Annotated in this window: 13 protein-coding genes; 4 read left to right on the top strand and 9 right to left on the bottom strand. The window is 47.0% G+C overall.

The genetic code is table 11. The annotated features are described in order from the left end of the window. Positions 1 to 18: 18 nt before the first annotated feature. The 6 genes from SK066_RS06355 to cymR all read right to left on the bottom strand — a co-directional run bounded on the left by SK066_RS06355 (position 19) and on the right by cymR (position 6,885). Complete coding sequence (locus SK066_RS06355) at positions 19 to 279, bottom strand: IreB family regulatory phosphoprotein (protein ID WP_188776137.1); 261 nt, start codon at positions 277 to 279, stop codon at positions 19 to 21. Positions 280 to 554: 275 nt separating this feature from the next. Continuing rightward, positions 555 to 3,182 (bottom strand): alanine--tRNA ligase, encoded by a 2,628-nt coding sequence (gene alaS, locus SK066_RS06350; RefSeq protein WP_320544051.1) that lies wholly within the window; start codon positions 3,180 to 3,182, stop codon positions 555 to 557. Between the two features lie 802 nt (positions 3,183 to 3,984). Further along, positions 3,985 to 4,188, bottom strand: a complete 204-nt coding sequence (locus tag SK066_RS06345; protein ID WP_188776135.1) for a hypothetical protein — start codon at positions 4,186 to 4,188, stop codon at positions 3,985 to 3,987. Positions 4,189 to 4,358: 170 nt separating this feature from the next. Then, positions 4,359 to 4,865, bottom strand: coding sequence for a PRC-barrel domain-containing protein (locus SK066_RS06340; protein WP_188776438.1), 507 nt, complete (start codon positions 4,863 to 4,865; stop codon positions 4,359 to 4,361). 120 nt (positions 4,866 to 4,985) lie between these two features. After that, the gene (locus tag SK066_RS06335; RefSeq protein ID WP_320544050.1) at positions 4,986 to 6,131 is read right to left on the bottom strand and encodes a cysteine desulfurase family protein; all 1,146 of its coding nucleotides are present in this window, start codon (positions 6,129 to 6,131) and stop codon (positions 4,986 to 4,988) included. Between the two features lie 334 nt (positions 6,132 to 6,465). After that, complete coding sequence (gene cymR / locus SK066_RS06330) at positions 6,466 to 6,885, bottom strand: cysteine metabolism transcriptional regulator CymR (RefSeq protein ID WP_188776133.1); 420 nt, start codon at positions 6,883 to 6,885, stop codon at positions 6,466 to 6,468. 362 nt (positions 6,886 to 7,247) lie between these two features. Here cymR and mnmA point away from each other — a divergent pair, with 362 nt between their 5' ends. Next, positions 7,248 to 8,372 carry a tRNA 2-thiouridine(34) synthase MnmA gene (gene mnmA, locus SK066_RS06325; protein ID WP_320544049.1) on the top strand — a complete coding sequence of 375 codons (1,125 nt, stop codon included), beginning with the start codon at positions 7,248 to 7,250 and terminating at the stop codon, positions 8,370 to 8,372. Positions 8,373 to 8,737: 365 nt separating this feature from the next. After that, positions 8,738 to 9,721 carry a LacI family DNA-binding transcriptional regulator gene (locus SK066_RS06320; protein ID WP_320544048.1) on the top strand — a complete coding sequence of 328 codons (984 nt, stop codon included), beginning with the start codon at positions 8,738 to 8,740 and terminating at the stop codon, positions 9,719 to 9,721. Between the two features lie 142 nt (positions 9,722 to 9,863). Here SK066_RS06320 and SK066_RS23145 read toward each other — a convergent pair whose 3' ends face one another. Further along, positions 9,864 to 10,052 (bottom strand): hypothetical protein, encoded by a 189-nt coding sequence (locus SK066_RS23145; protein WP_407673810.1) that lies wholly within the window; start codon positions 10,050 to 10,052, stop codon positions 9,864 to 9,866. Between the two features lie 456 nt (positions 10,053 to 10,508). Here SK066_RS23145 and SK066_RS06310 point away from each other — a divergent pair, with 456 nt between their 5' ends. Further along, positions 10,509 to 11,753: an MFS transporter gene (locus tag SK066_RS06310; protein ID WP_320544046.1), complete on the top strand. Its 1,245-nt coding sequence runs from the start codon at positions 10,509 to 10,511 to the stop codon at positions 11,751 to 11,753. A gap of 217 nt (positions 11,754 to 11,970) precedes the next feature. Continuing rightward, positions 11,971 to 13,476, top strand: a complete 1,506-nt coding sequence (locus tag SK066_RS06305) for a glycoside hydrolase family 32 protein (RefSeq protein ID WP_320544045.1) — start codon at positions 11,971 to 11,973, stop codon at positions 13,474 to 13,476. A 324-nt stretch (positions 13,477 to 13,800) separates the two neighbouring features. Here the strand turns inward: SK066_RS06305 and crcB (SK066_RS06300) are convergent, their stop codons facing one another. Both crcB (SK066_RS06300) and crcB (SK066_RS06295) read right to left on the bottom strand, forming a co-directional pair. Then, a complete protein-coding gene (gene crcB / locus SK066_RS06300; protein WP_320544044.1) occupies positions 13,801 to 14,175 on the bottom strand; it encodes a fluoride efflux transporter CrcB in 375 nt (124 codons plus the stop codon). Then, positions 14,165 to 14,560, bottom strand: coding sequence for a fluoride efflux transporter CrcB (crcB, locus tag SK066_RS06295; RefSeq protein WP_320544043.1), 396 nt, complete (start codon positions 14,558 to 14,560; stop codon positions 14,165 to 14,167). The genes crcB (SK066_RS06300) and crcB (SK066_RS06295) overlap by 11 nt, the downstream gene beginning before the upstream one ends. Positions 14,561 to 14,669: the final 109 nt, after the last annotated feature.

Below are 14,669 nucleotides of genomic sequence, written 5' to 3'. Positions count from 1 at the left end.
TGTGTCTACGCTCCGTCTCTACCGATGACTGGCCAGGTAGGAACGGACCAGCTCTTCAATTAATTCATCCCGCTCTTTTTTGCCGATTAGGCTGCGTGCATTATTATGCCGGGGAATATAAGCGGGGTCCCCGGAAATGAGGTAACCTACAATCTGATTAATCGGATTGTATTCTTTTTCCACCAGTGCATCATACACGGTGAGCAGTATTTCCTGTGACGAGCTTTCATGCTCATCACCCTTGACATTAAACTTGACCGTTTTGTCCATGGAGTCCACTCGCTGACACCTCGCTTTTTCGGAATAGTGTATGAACACACACTTCCTCAAAATGGAATCCCCTGATGTTCATGTTGATTCTTTATCATCATAACACATCAAGGGATGTACAAGGAATATTTACGTTCAAACTAATCGAAAAGTTACAGAATTTTAAAGTATTATCACATAAATGCCAAATATTTTGCAGGCGATTGCCGCTATATTGCGTTTGATGCTCCTATAGCTATATAGCCCGCTCACCTGTTGCCTCTATTTAACTCAATTGGTATAGCTTAAACGGAAGCAACATGCTTCTTCGCTGCTTCAAGTGCTTCGCGCAGTTTTGATGCGTCTTTACCGCCAGCTTGCGCCATATCCGGACGTCCACCACCACCGCCGCCGCAGATTGCAGCGACTTCTTTTACAAGCTTACCTGCATGCAGTCCGCGTTCAATGCCGGACTTTGGTACAACGACAACAAAGTTTACTTTGTCTTCAATCGCTGCGCCGAGTACGAGTACCGCTTCTGGTAGCTTCACCTTCAGCTCGTCTGCCAGACCACGGAGTGCATCCATGCTTGGTGCCTGTACTTCTGCTGCAAGTAGTGGTGTGCTACCAACGGTCTCGACTTGATCCGTCAATTGTCCAGCTTCGATCAGGCTCAGCTTGCTTTGCAGCGATTCGTTTTCACGACCCAGATCGCGAACCTGCTGGTTCAGCGCTTCGATACGTTTTGGCACATCATGTACGTTCGATTTGAGCTGTACTGCTGCCTGTTTCAGGATATCAAGCTGGCTATCGAGGAACATATAAGCCAGACGACCTGTTACCGCTTCGATGCGGCGTACACCGGAGCCGATACCACTCTCGGAAACGATTTTGAACAGACCGATACGTGAGGTGTTGTCCACATGACAGCCGCCACACAGCTCGATGCTGTAATCGCCGATTTTCACGACGCGTACGATATCACCATATTTTTCACCGAACAGTGCCATTGCACCCATCGCTTTCGCTTCATCAATAGCAGCATAGCTAATTTCCACGTCAAGACCTTTCCAGATCTCCTGGTTAACGCGACGCTCGATGTCTGCCAGTTCCTCTGGAGTTACACTGCTAAAGTGAGAGAAGTCAAAGCGCAGACGCTCTGCTTCAACGAGTGAACCTGCTTGGTTCGCATGGTTACCCAGCACTTCCTTGAGCGCTTTGTGCATCAAGTGAGTAGCGGTGTGATTTTTGATAATATCGTTGCGGTTAGGTGCATCCACCTGTGCCGTTACAGTATCACCAACATGCAGCTCGCCCGAGCGAATCGTTACGATATGCACGGATTGACCACGTGGTGCTTTGAACAGTGTTTCTACGGATGCTTCCACTTTGTCGCTAGTCAGCAGACCGAGATCGCTCACCTGACCGCCGCTCTCTGCATAGAATGGAGTCACATCAAGAATCACCTGTACAGTCTGACCTTCGCCAGCACTCTGTACAAAAGCGTCATCTGCAACGATAGCTGCTACTGTCGATTGTACAGTCAGCTGCTCATAGCCAACGAATTCACTCTTCGCTTCCAGCTCGGACAGCACGCCGCCCTGTACTTTCATACTACCGCTATCCTGACGTGCAGCACGCGCACGATCACGCTGCTCTTGCATCGCTGCATCGAAGCCTTCGCGATCTACCGTCAGACCATTTTCCAGAGCATAATCTTCTGTCAGGTCAAATGGGAAACCATAAGTGTCATACAGCTTGAACGCATCAGCACCGCTAATTGCTGTTTGTCCATTCGATTTCGCCTGCTGGCTCAGATCAGCCAGAATGTTCAGACCATCAGACAGTGTTTCGTGGAAGCGTTCTTCCTCTGTACGAATAATTTTCTCAATATAATCACGTTGCTCTACTACCGTTGGATAGTACATGCCCATCACATCGCCTACTGTTTTCACCAGGCTGAACAGGAATGGCTTATCCAGACCGATCACTTTTCCGTAACGAACCGCACGACGCAGCAGACGGCGGATAACATAGCCGCGTCCTTCATTAGAAGGCAATACGCCATCACCTACAGCGAATGTTACGGTACGAATATGGTCAGCGATAACCTTCAGCGCTACATCGGTATCGTTGTTTTGCTTGTACGTTACACCTGCGATGCGTGCTGTTTCTTGAATCATCGGCTGGAACAGATCGGTGTCAAAGTTGGAATCCACATCCTGCAAAATGGAAGTGAAGCGCTCCAGACCTGCACCGGTATCGATATTTTTGTTAGGCAGCGGTGTGTAGCTACCATCTTTGTTATGGTTAAATTGGGAGAATACAAGGTTCCATACTTCGAGGAAACGCTCATTTTCACCGCCTGGATACATTTCTGGATCATTTGGATCAAGCGCGCCATAAGCATCGCCACGATCGTAGAAAATCTCAGTACACGGACCGCAAGGGCCTTCACCGATATCCCAGAAGTTATCTTCCAGCTTGATGATGCGTTCCGCTGGCAGACCGATCTTCTCGTTCCACAGCTTGAATGCTTCCTCATCCTCTGGATAGACCGTTACCGACAGACGCTCTGGATCAAAGCCGATCCATTCCTTACCTGTGAGGAACTCCCATGCCCATGTGATCGCTTCTTCTTTGAAGTAATCACCGATAGAGAAGTTGCCCAGCATTTCGAAAAATGTATGGTGACGACGCGTTTTGCCGACATTCTCGATATCATTGGTACGAATACATTTTTGCGAGTTCGTAATACGCGGGTTATCCGGCTGGATACGACCATCAAAATAAGCCTTCAGCGGCGCCATACCGGCATTAATCCATAGCAAAGATGGATCGTTAATCGGCACGAGCGGTGCACTCGGCTCTACTTTATGTCCTTTGCTTTCGAAAAAAGCGAGCCATTTGGAACGAATTTCACTTGCTTTCATAAATAGCGAGCCTCCTTAAGTATAGCGTTTGACCATTCAAACGCAGTTGTTCGGTGTATAACCAGATTCTCGTAGCGACACCAGAGCATGACTCTGAGCCAGCCACATCATACGGGAACCCTGTAAGGCCCGGAATCTAAAAAACGCCCCTGTCGATAGATCAGGGACGGTATTCTTGTATTTCCTGAAGCGGCTTCTCCCTGCACCCTTTTTTGTTATGCCGAGGCTGTGTACAGCAGGCACTGCTGCTGTCATCTGTTGCTACAGAGCACAGTCGCCGTTTGTTATGCCGCTTCCAGCTGTCTGTAAATAGCACCAAAAGGATACCCTAATTATGATACTGCACGATCAGAGAATGCATTGCGAGCGTAGGCAGTTCATTAGACAATGGACGGTAAAAAAGAGGTATGCCCGGATACCTAATTCCGCCAGAATAATCAGCCTTTTAGCGGAAGTTCACGATTTTTCAACAACCTATATCAGTATATCCAGCGTATCGGGCTCTGTCAATCGCACGCATCATAGACAGCCGGGCATGAAAAGCGCTTTCTGACTGCGCTCCAGCGGTCTATCTGTGGGCTTCATATGATCCATCTACATCGTGCAGCTGGCAGCAATAACTGTATAGCCTCAGAATGCAAAAAAACCTGGAGCAGCCGATACGCAGCAATCGCGCGCATCGACCGTCAAGGTCTAAATCGGGTCAATAGCCCGCTGTTATCATGGTATGTATAAGGCGATGATTGCACAGCCGTATTCCCCGATCCTGCTGAATACTAATTGCCTCTGCTCCACGTCTCATCTAGGAGGACAAAGGAAGCTGAGCCGCTACAGCTGGATGCTCCACGAACAAATCGTCCAGCGAGCTAAGTGTACCGTCCTCTTCCACCTGGTACACCGACATTTTACCGTTATTTACGGTCAATTCAATAAAACAGCCCCAGCAATAAAATTGATGCGAGCCGATCTTTCCAATATCCTTGGAACTACAGTTTGGACATTTCATTCCGCACTCACCCTATCCGTCTACAAGTTTGGGCAGCCAGCCTTGCGGCGCAGCGCCTCATTCCCGGCGCTTCCTCCAGCTACAGAATCGATTCAGTCAGCCTACGTCATGCTGCTAAGCATCTGAGGCAGAGCGATTCTGTAAGGTTTCTCCGCTATGCCAGCTACAGTTTACAGGCATTCCTTCAGTCGTTGATCGCTTGCTACCGGCGTCATAATGGCGCTTTCACCAAAGGCGATCTGGTCGCTGATCGGAAGCCATTTTCTTCCGCCAATCAGATCGGAAATAAAACCGTCGCTGATTTCGATCCCGGTAATGCTTTTACCCAGTTCAGGATTAAAGTAAACATCGGATACATATCCGAGCATGGCTCCATCACTGGTAAGAACCGGCAGCTCCTTGAGCTTGCGGTTCCCGATAAGGAATGTATGCTTGATATCGTCAGCCGCCGTTTGGCGCACTGCCTGTTGATTACGAATCATAATGGCATCACTGCCAAAGCTGACCACGTCTTCCCATTTGACCGTGCGAACCTGTAGCGAAAATAGCCCTTTGCCTTCCAGCTCGAAGCCATATACCGACCAGTCCTCATGCACGATAAAATCGTGGATTTTGCCTAGCTGCTTGCCGTCTTCTACGTCAAATACAGCAAGTCCGATCATGCTCTGAATCTTCAACATTTGCAGGACCTCCTCGGCGCACATTTTGCGCGGGGTAAGGCATGGTTCCTTACGCCCGGCCGGTGGCAGTAGCCGACATCTATCCTCCCTTATTCACCAGACAGGGGAGCCCTTCCATCATTTACGCAGCCGTTTTAAAATGGTTGCAATTTTTTGTGCGGTTTGTTCAATTTCCTCTGTAGTATTACCCAGTCCAAAGCTAAAACGAATCGCCGATTGTTGTACATTTTCTGGTAATTTCATCGCCTGTAAAACATGGGACAGCTCCAGTGAACCTGATGTGCATGCGGAGCCGCTAGCAGCAGCAATCTGCTGCATATCCAGATTCATTAGCATCGTCTCACTCGCGATCCCCGGAAAGCTCATATTCAATATATGTGGAAGCGACTGCTCCAGCGGTGTATTAATTACAAAAGCGTCACGTCCCGCCTGCTCTGTCAGTGCCGCGATAAATGCAGCACGTAGCTGATGCAGGCTTGTCGTGCGCTCCTCCAGCTTATCTGTTGCCAGCTCTACCGCCTTGCCAAAGCCAGCGATACCTGCCAGATTCTCGGTGCCTGCACGGCGCTTACGCTCCTGCAAGCCTCCATGCAGCAGTGGCTCCAGCCTTGTTCCCTGACGTACATACAATGCACCGATTCCTTGAGGCCCATTAATTTTATGAGCGGAAAAGCTCATCAGATCGATCGGCAGCTCATGACAGTTGATCTCCACACCACCGAGTGCCTGTACCGCATCGGTATGAAAAAGGATACCTTGCTGGCGTGCCAGCTCGCCAATCTCTCTGATCGGCTGTAGTGTTCCTACTTCATTGTTACCAAACATAATGCTAATCAGAATCGTATCCGAGCGAATAGCGGCACGCAGCTCATCCAGCCCTACCAGTCCCTGTGTATCGACGGGTAGATAGGTCACCTCGTAGCCACGCTTCTCCAGTGCTTCACACGCGTGCAATACGGCATGATGCTCAATGCTGGATGTGATGATATGGCGACCTTTTTCCTTCATCGCTTCTGCCACACCGAACAATGCCATATTGTCGCTCTCTGTACCACCTGCGGTGAACACCAGCTCATTAGGATGACAGCCCAGCTTTGCCGCCATTAGATCGCGTGCACCACTAACGATACGCTTCGCCGCACGACCGAAGCCATGCACACTGGACGCATTCCCATACGTGCCCGTCATTACATTTAACATTTCCTGTGCTACCTCTGGATGCACCGGTGTGGAGGCAGCATGGTCAAGATAGATTGAAGTCATTACAGTTCACCCTGTCTTTCATTAAAATATAGTTTCATTCTGGATTCGTTATAGATAAACGGTTCTATTCATTTCATTACACTGTTTTCTAATGCTCTATATCCCTATCTATTTATCACACAAAATTCAACAAAAAACGGAAGGTTTCCGCGCCTGGGCTACGGTCCTTCCGTTACATACAGCTTGAATGCTTACTGCTCAAATGCCTATAGCACTCAACTATGGGCAATAGCACGCTTTAGTGCGTTCGCAACCAAGCATCATCAGTCTGCATCATTCCACTAAAGATTCATCTATTATGACGATTCACTCACTGTTATGATACAGCTACTTATTAAATGTAGAACATATAATTGTCTTCTGCACCCTCGTCCTGATAGCTGATCAGATCCTTCAGCGTTGTCGAATCGATCACGCTGGCGATTGCATCGCGAATTTGCAGCCACAGATGACGCTTGGCAGCTACATCCTCATCGGTAAAGTCTACGACGGAAATTGGCCCTTCCAGCACACGGATGATCTCACCCGCTGTGATGCCTTCCGGTTCACGGGACAAAATATATCCGCCATACGCACCGCGAATACTTTTGACCAGACCGGCATTACGCAGCGGAGCAATCAATTGCTCCAGATAATGCTCGGAGAGTTGATTTCTTTCGGCAATGCTTTTCAGCGAAGTTGGGCCTTCGCCAAAGCGCGATGCCAGTTCCATCATAATCGTCAGACCATAACGGCCTTTAGTTGAAATTTTCATTATCGCACCTCGTCTCATTTGACCAAAATCATGAACGATTGTTGCCTTATTGCTGTTGCTTTATTTCACTATCACAGTTATAATTAGCAGTTGCACATATGCTATGCATTTTCATCAATTCAGTGTATTCCGATCATTTTTCTATTCTATCGTAACATAAACGAATACCGTTTGGGAAATGGATTTGCTGTATATGTGAAAATTGTAATCATCTATGGTGCAAGGCAGCCAACCAATGCACCGCCGGCACTTCAATCCGGTTCAATTCTAGTGTTAGCGATCTTCTAACACGAGTTGAAATGAAAAAAGGATTTTTGCGAAGCAAAATATCCAAATTGATTAAACGAGGATGTGATATGCAAATGGCAAAAGCAATCTCCGAAACCCGTGTCGTAGTCGGTATGTCCGGCGGCGTGGATTCTTCGGTCACCGCGCTCCTGCTCAAACAGCAGGGCTATGATGTAATCGGTATTTTTATGAAAAACTGGGATGACACCGACGAGTTCGGTAACTGTACCGCTGAGGACGATGCAGAAGATGTCCGCCGCGTGTGCGAACAGATCGGCATTCCTTATTATACGGTCAATTTCGAGAAGGAATATTACGATAAAGTATTCGCGTATTTCCTCGACGAATACAAGCGTGGCCGCACGCCCAATCCAGATGTCATGTGTAACCGCGAAATCAAATTTGGCGAGTTCCTGAACAAAGCACTGGATCTAGGTGCAGACTATGTAGCTACCGGTCACTATGCACGCGTAGTTGAGCAGGACGGACAATTCACCCTGCTACGCGGCATTGATAACAATAAGGATCAAACGTATTTCCTGAATGCGCTGAATCAGCAGCAGCTTTCCCGTGCGATGTTCCCGATTGGACATCTGCCGAAGCCGGAGGTTCGCCGTATTGCAGCAGAAGCGAATCTGTATACAGCGAAGAAAAAGGATAGTACAGGCGTGTGCTTTATCGGCGAGCGTAATTTCCGTGAATTCCTGAGCAACTACCTGCCAGCACGTTCCGGTAATATGGTCGATATCGCGACTGGCGAAGTGAAAGGCAAGCATGATGGATTGATGTATTACACACTTGGACAACGTCAAGGTCTGGGTATTGGTGGTTCGGGTAATGGACAACCGTGGTTTGTTGCCGATAAGGATCTGGAACGCAATATTCTGTATGTCGTTCAGGGTGATGCACATCCAAGTATGTACTCGACTGGGCTGATTGCATCCGGTGTAAACTGGATCGATGGCAGCACACCAGCACCAGGAACAACGCTGCAATGCGCAGCGAAGTTCCGCTATCGTCAGCCAGATCAAGGTGTAACGCTGACATGGCAAGAGGACGGCAATGTACATGTGCAGTTTGATGTACAGCAAAAGGCGATTACACCAGGACAAGCTGTTGTATTTTATGATGGTGAGGTTTGTCTGGGCGGCGGTACGATTGAAGTTGCTGAGAAAGTTCCGTATGAGGCGCTTGTGTAAATTTGCTTGTATAAATATAATGATGCAACTTAAAAAGTCTGCTTTCGATTCCGTCCGATGGATGGTGCGAAAGCAGACTTCTTTGCTGTCTTTGTTGATTTATTAGAGCTTTTAAAAACACAATTCATGGTTCGATTAAGTTATATTCTGCTTTTCGCCTATGTATACTGATCATGAACCAACCGCAATCATCTGCTAACGCTTGTTGTTATAGTTGCCAGTTATTCGTTAGTTGCATCAGGTTCATTCATTATACACATGCTCGTTGCTTTTATAATGGCCCTCTCCTTCTTCCACCGATGGAACGATCCTTTTGTTGCCTATAGGCAAATGGTATAATGAGAGCAAAAAAAGGAGATTGCCGCATGAAAGCCAAACTTGAAGATGTCGCCCGACTCGCCGGTGTCTCTCCGACTACGGTATCACGTACGATGAACAATCGAGGTTATGTGAGCGAAGCAACCCGAATGAAGGTGCAGAGCGCGATGGAAGAACTGAATTATTTTCCAAACGATCTGGCGCGTTCATTGTTTAGCAAGCGTACCCATCTGATCGGGTTGATTTTGCCAACGACTGCGAATCCTTTTTTCGCTGAGCTAACATTTCATATTGAAAATCTATGTGCCGCACAGGGACTCAAAGTGCTGCTATGTAATAGCCTCAACCAGATTGATAAAGAAGAGCAATATGCTGAAATGCTTATTCGCAATCAGGTGGATGGCATTATTGTCGGCACGCATAACCGCGGCATTTCTAATTATAAAAAAGCCAATCTAGCGGTAGTGGCGATTGACCGCTATCTGTCGGGTACCATTCCAGTCGTCAGTTCTGACAATTATGAGGGTGGCAAGCTGGCTACACAGCGGTTAATCGATCGCGGATGTAAGCATATTTTGCATTTTAATGGGCCTGCTGAATTGGAAACGCCTGCGCAATTGCGTCGCAAAGCCTTTGAAGACTTGATGCAAGCGCATGGACTACCCCATCATACATATGAGCTGGAGCTGCCCTTAGATCGCGATCACCAGCTGTCGGTCATCCGACGCGCATTTGATGAACATCCTGAGGTGGATGGCGTATTTGCGAGTAATGATATGATTGCTGCTTCGGTCATTTATGAGGCAGGTGTTCGCCATATGTCGATTCCTGATGATCTGAAAGTGATCGGCTATGATGGAACGACAATCGTCTCTTCACTGATGCCGCAATTAACTACAATCTGCCAGCCGATCGAAGACATTGCGCGTACCGCTATTGAAGTATTATTGCGGGAGATTGAAGGAGAATTTGATGAGATTGCGCATCAAACGATACTACCGGTACACATACGCGATGGTTCTACTGCCTGAGTTATTGAGGTGACTGGATAGGCGGGGAAATGTGTTGCCTGTAGGCAGAAATAGGTGTCTATTCTATTCCGTTATCGTTTCTGCTATTCATGCTATGAACAACAATACACTTAAAAACGATGTTCCTATCGCATTATAAACATCAATCCATATACATGAACGCCTTCATTGCAGAAGGCGTTTTTTGCTGTGCAGATTGCTGTCTGCTGTCTGCTGTCTGCTGTCTGCTGTCTGCTGTCTGCTGTCTGCTGTCTGCTGTCTGCTGTCTGCTGTCTGCTGTCTGCTGTCTGCTGTCTGCTGTCTGCTGTCTGCTGTCTGCTGTCTGCTCAATTGTACTGACAGGCTGAGCTTTTGGAAGTGCTTTTTGATATTTGCATTGCCAAAATAAATATAGTCAAACTTATACAAATGAACTTAGAAGATATATGCAAATGAGTATGGTGCGAACCTCACAGAACGGAGGGAACGAAATAAGGGGAATGGACGACTTTTGAGCACGGGAATCTACAACTCTCTCCTAATCCTTAGATTCCTGTGCGAGACGGAGTCCATCCCCTTATTCCTTCCCGGAGTGGTGTATGCCATAACACAGCCATATCAGGCTTGTGTACTCATCCTAATGCAATTAGCTATTTTCGTATACATGAGCTTGTATTCAGGTCTACTAAGCACAACTTCAAACATCATCTTTCTTCTGACCCTTGTATGCAAGCGGTTGACATATGAAAGCGGTTGACATATAATTCGACTCAAAGAAAGCACTTACATGAATGAAGGAGCGAATAATATGTGCGTATCCAAAAGTTTGTACTGGAAGCTCAGCCTTTACTTTTTCTTCTTTTTCGTATGCTGGTCGTCCAGCTATTCATTGTTCTCGATCTGGCTTGGTCAGGAGATGAAGCTGACAGGGACGCAAACCGGGCTTATTTTTTCTGTAAACGCTATATTCGCATTATGTGCGCAACCGCTTTATGGTTACATTTCCGACAAAATCGGGTTAAAGCGCAATATTTTGTTGTTTATTAGCTTATTACTTGTATTTACAGGTCCGTTCTTTGTGTTTGTGTATGGGCCGTTGCTCCAGGTGAATGTATGGCTTGGCGCGATTGTGGGTGGATTGTTTTTGAGCGTGGGCTTTCTTGCCGGAGTTGGAGCGATCGAGACGTATGTAGAAAAAGTAAGTCGCAAGTACGGATTTGAATACGGACGTTCCCGCATGTGGGGTTCGCTTGGCTGGGCTGCTGCTACATTCTTTGCCGGACAATTGTTCAATCTGAATCCGAACATCAATTTCTGGATTTCATCGCTCTCTGCGGTTGTGCTGGTCGGTATTATCCTATCGCTTCGCATTCAGGTGACAGAAAATGAGTTAGAAAAAGCTGCTTCTGTCAAAATCAAAGATATAGGCACACTGTTCACCCTTCGTCCATTCTGGTATTTCATTCTGTATGTAGTCGGTGTCGCTTGCGTCTATGGTGTGTATGATCAGCAATTTCCAATCTATTATTCATCGTTGTTCCCTACCCATGCGCTGGGCAATCAAGTATATGGTTACTTGAATTCATTTCAGGTGTTTTTAGAAGCCGGCATGATGTTTATGGCTCCATTTATCGTGAACAAGCTGGGGGCAAAAAAGTCGCTTATTCTCGCCGGGCTGCTGATGGCGCTGCGCATTATCGGTTCTGGACTTGTATTTGAGCCGATCGGCATTTCTGCTGTCAAGCTGATCCATGCACTGGAGTTGCCAATTATGCTAATCGCTATTTTCAAATACCTGGCAGCGCATTTTGATACACGTCTATCCTCGATCCTATACCTTGTCGGCTTTCAATTCGCTTCTCAGGTCGGGCAGGCGGTATTATCACCGATTGCCGGTTCATTGTACGATGATATGGGCTTCCGTCATACGTATTTGATTATGGGCGCACTGGTGCTGCTATTTACGGTTATCTCCATTTTCACTTTGTTTAATGACAAGCAGAAAGCGTCTAAACTCAATCAACCGCTTGAAACGACACAGCCATTAACGTAAGCGCAATTGTCTGGAGCGTTCAGCAAAGCAATCTCGCATTCGTGCATATCGCGGGGTCATCGTCTGAGATTGTACAACAATAAGATTTTATGACAGAGTTGTCAGGTGGTTCGGTTATGCTATCGTGAATTGTTCCGATCATGAGTGGGTCCGGTCAACCTTTCGCGAGATGATCACATCATGAAGTTATATTGCATATTTTGAAGGAGGAAATTCATTGTCTACTTTACATTCCCTACACCATGCCGCTCAGGCACTTCAGCTTGCTGGAGAGAAAATTAACCCGCAGTATCGCCCTGGTTACCATATTGCTGCTCCTGCCAACTGGATCAACGATCCGAATGGGATGATTCAGTTTAACGGAGAATATCATGTCTTTTATCAGCACCATCCGTATGACGAGCATTGGGGTCCGATGCACTGGGGGCATGTAAAAAGTAAGGATTTGATTCATTGGGAGCACTGTCCGATCGCGCTTGCACCGGGTGATGAATGCGACAGGGACGGCTGCTTTTCCGGTAGTGCTGTCGACGATGACGGCGTGCTGACGCTGGTCTATACGGGTCATCACTATACCGATCGGGAAAAAGACCTATTCACGCAAAATCAAAATATTGCATTCAGCCACGACGGCATTCATTTCCACAAATACGAAGCCAATCCGGTCATCGCAGAGCCGCCAGCAGATAGCGCCCACCATTTCCGTGATCCTAAAGTATGGAAGCATGGCGATACATGGTATATGGTGCTTGGTAATGCGACCAAGGATGGGCATGGACGCGTTATTCGCTATCACTCTTCTGATTTACGACAATGGACGTATGATGGCATTCTTGCTGAAAGCGATGGTACGCTTGGCTTTATGTGGGAATGTCCGGACTTCTTCGAGCTGGACGGTCGGCATGTGCTGCTGATCTCTCCTCAAGGCATCGAGCGCAAGGAGGATCGCTATCTCAATCTGTTCCAAACGGGCTACCTGATCGGTGATTATAATTATGACGCAAATGATTTTCAGCATGGCGAATTCCATGAACTGGATCATGGTCATGATTTTTATGCGGTACAAACGTTGCTGGATGATCAAGGTCGCCGTATTGCAATCGGCTGGATGGATATGTGGGAATCGGATATGCCGACCAAAGCGCATGGATGGGCAGGGGCATTAACATTGCCGCGTGTGCTGAACTTGGATTCCAGTGGACGACTACTGATGAATCCGGTTGAAGAAACGAAGCTTCTTCGTCAGGAACAATTTTCGCTGGGTGAATCCTTTACAGTGACTGATTCTTATAGCACGAATATAACCGAATCATTGCTGGAAATTCGCGCTGTGTTCGATTTGAACAACAGTGACGCGGATAAAGTAAGTTTGACACTGCATAGCGATGCCAGTGATCAAACGGTCATTATGTATGATATTGCAAATGAAAAGCTAATCCTGGATGCTTCGCAATCCGGTAAACCGCAGGATGGCATTCGAACAGCGTCATTGGCAAAGGATGCATTGTTGACATTACGTATTTTTGTCGATCGTTCTTCAATCGAAGTATTTGCAAATGATGGACAAGCAACATTGACGAGCCGTATCTACCCGCAGGGAAATTGCGCCAGTATGGAACTGACTGCAACGGGCGGACAGGCGCGGGTTCAGGAATGGACATGCTGGTCACTACGTGACATCTGGCAAACTGCTACTCCGCATACCGATACTACTATTGCTTAATCAGGGTTAATAAGCCAAAAGCTCTTTTATGATCCGTTATATCTTTTATAGGGGGATAGACGGGTATACATAGAAGAGCTTTTGGTTTTATTTTTATCAGGCATGGCTTACATACGTGATGAGTAAAATAGCTTCTTATAAAATTTTGATATAATGAATTTCCATAGATTACATTTCCATACATTAAATGTGCGTGCAATGATTCTTGTTACTACCCGTACTTTCGTTACATTATTTGATGTGGCACAGCACTAATGAGCTGAGAACTCGATGCAGATCCAGGTTTCATAACCTCAGCAAAATCCGATTTGATATTGGAACGTGTTAACGTATCGCGCTCATCTCATGCCCCAGCCAGAGCCCCACGCCTGCAAGCACGATCCCACCTGCATAAGAAAGGCACAAATAGCCAATCAGTACCTTATGCTGCTGCTTTAAATGTAGCTCTATATTTTCCAGCTTGAAGGTAGAGAAAGTCGTATAGCTACCCATAAAGCCTGTCCCAATTAATAACTGCCACTGACTACCTGCTCCAGAGCCGACAAGCATGCCGAGCAGGAATGATCCGCTCAGGTTAATAAGTAGCGTTGCCAGTGGGAAATCCATTGGCCAGCGCTTTTTCATCCAACGAGAAAATAGAAAGCGCGCCAGCACGCCAAATACAGCGCCGAGTGCAACAAATCCAATATTAACGAGCATTAGCACGTGCCTCCTTTCGAGCTAACAGGCGTTCACTGCATACAAAGCCGAGCCATGTAAAGAGCAGACCACCGATCAGACTTGCTCCGATGTATAGCAAGGCTGTGATATACATTTGGCGTTCGATGAGCTGAATACTTTCCAGACTGAAAGTGGAAAAGGTCGTATATGAGCCGACAAAGCCCGTTCCGATCACAGTAACCATATTAGAGGATACACGCGGCAGACGTGCGAGATAACGCATCACAATTGCCAGTAGAAAGCATCCAGTCAGATTGAGCACCAATGTTGCTAATGGAAATCCGTGACTGGGGATTAGCATTCCAATCAGATAACGACATACAGCACCTACAACACCAGCCAGAGCTACCAGTACATATAGCATAAGTCCACTTCCTCTTCTTCGTTCTCGTTCTCAAATGATACGGATCGATCAGGAATGTACAACTATAAATCCCGATCGTTATCTTCACCTCTAACGCACAAAAAACTCC

Source organism: Paenibacillus hunanensis, from assembly GCF_034055775.1.
Classification (GTDB): Bacteria; Bacillota; Bacilli; order Paenibacillales; family Paenibacillaceae; genus Saccharibacillus; species Saccharibacillus hunanensis.
This window is presented reverse-complemented; position numbering and strand designations above follow the sequence as displayed.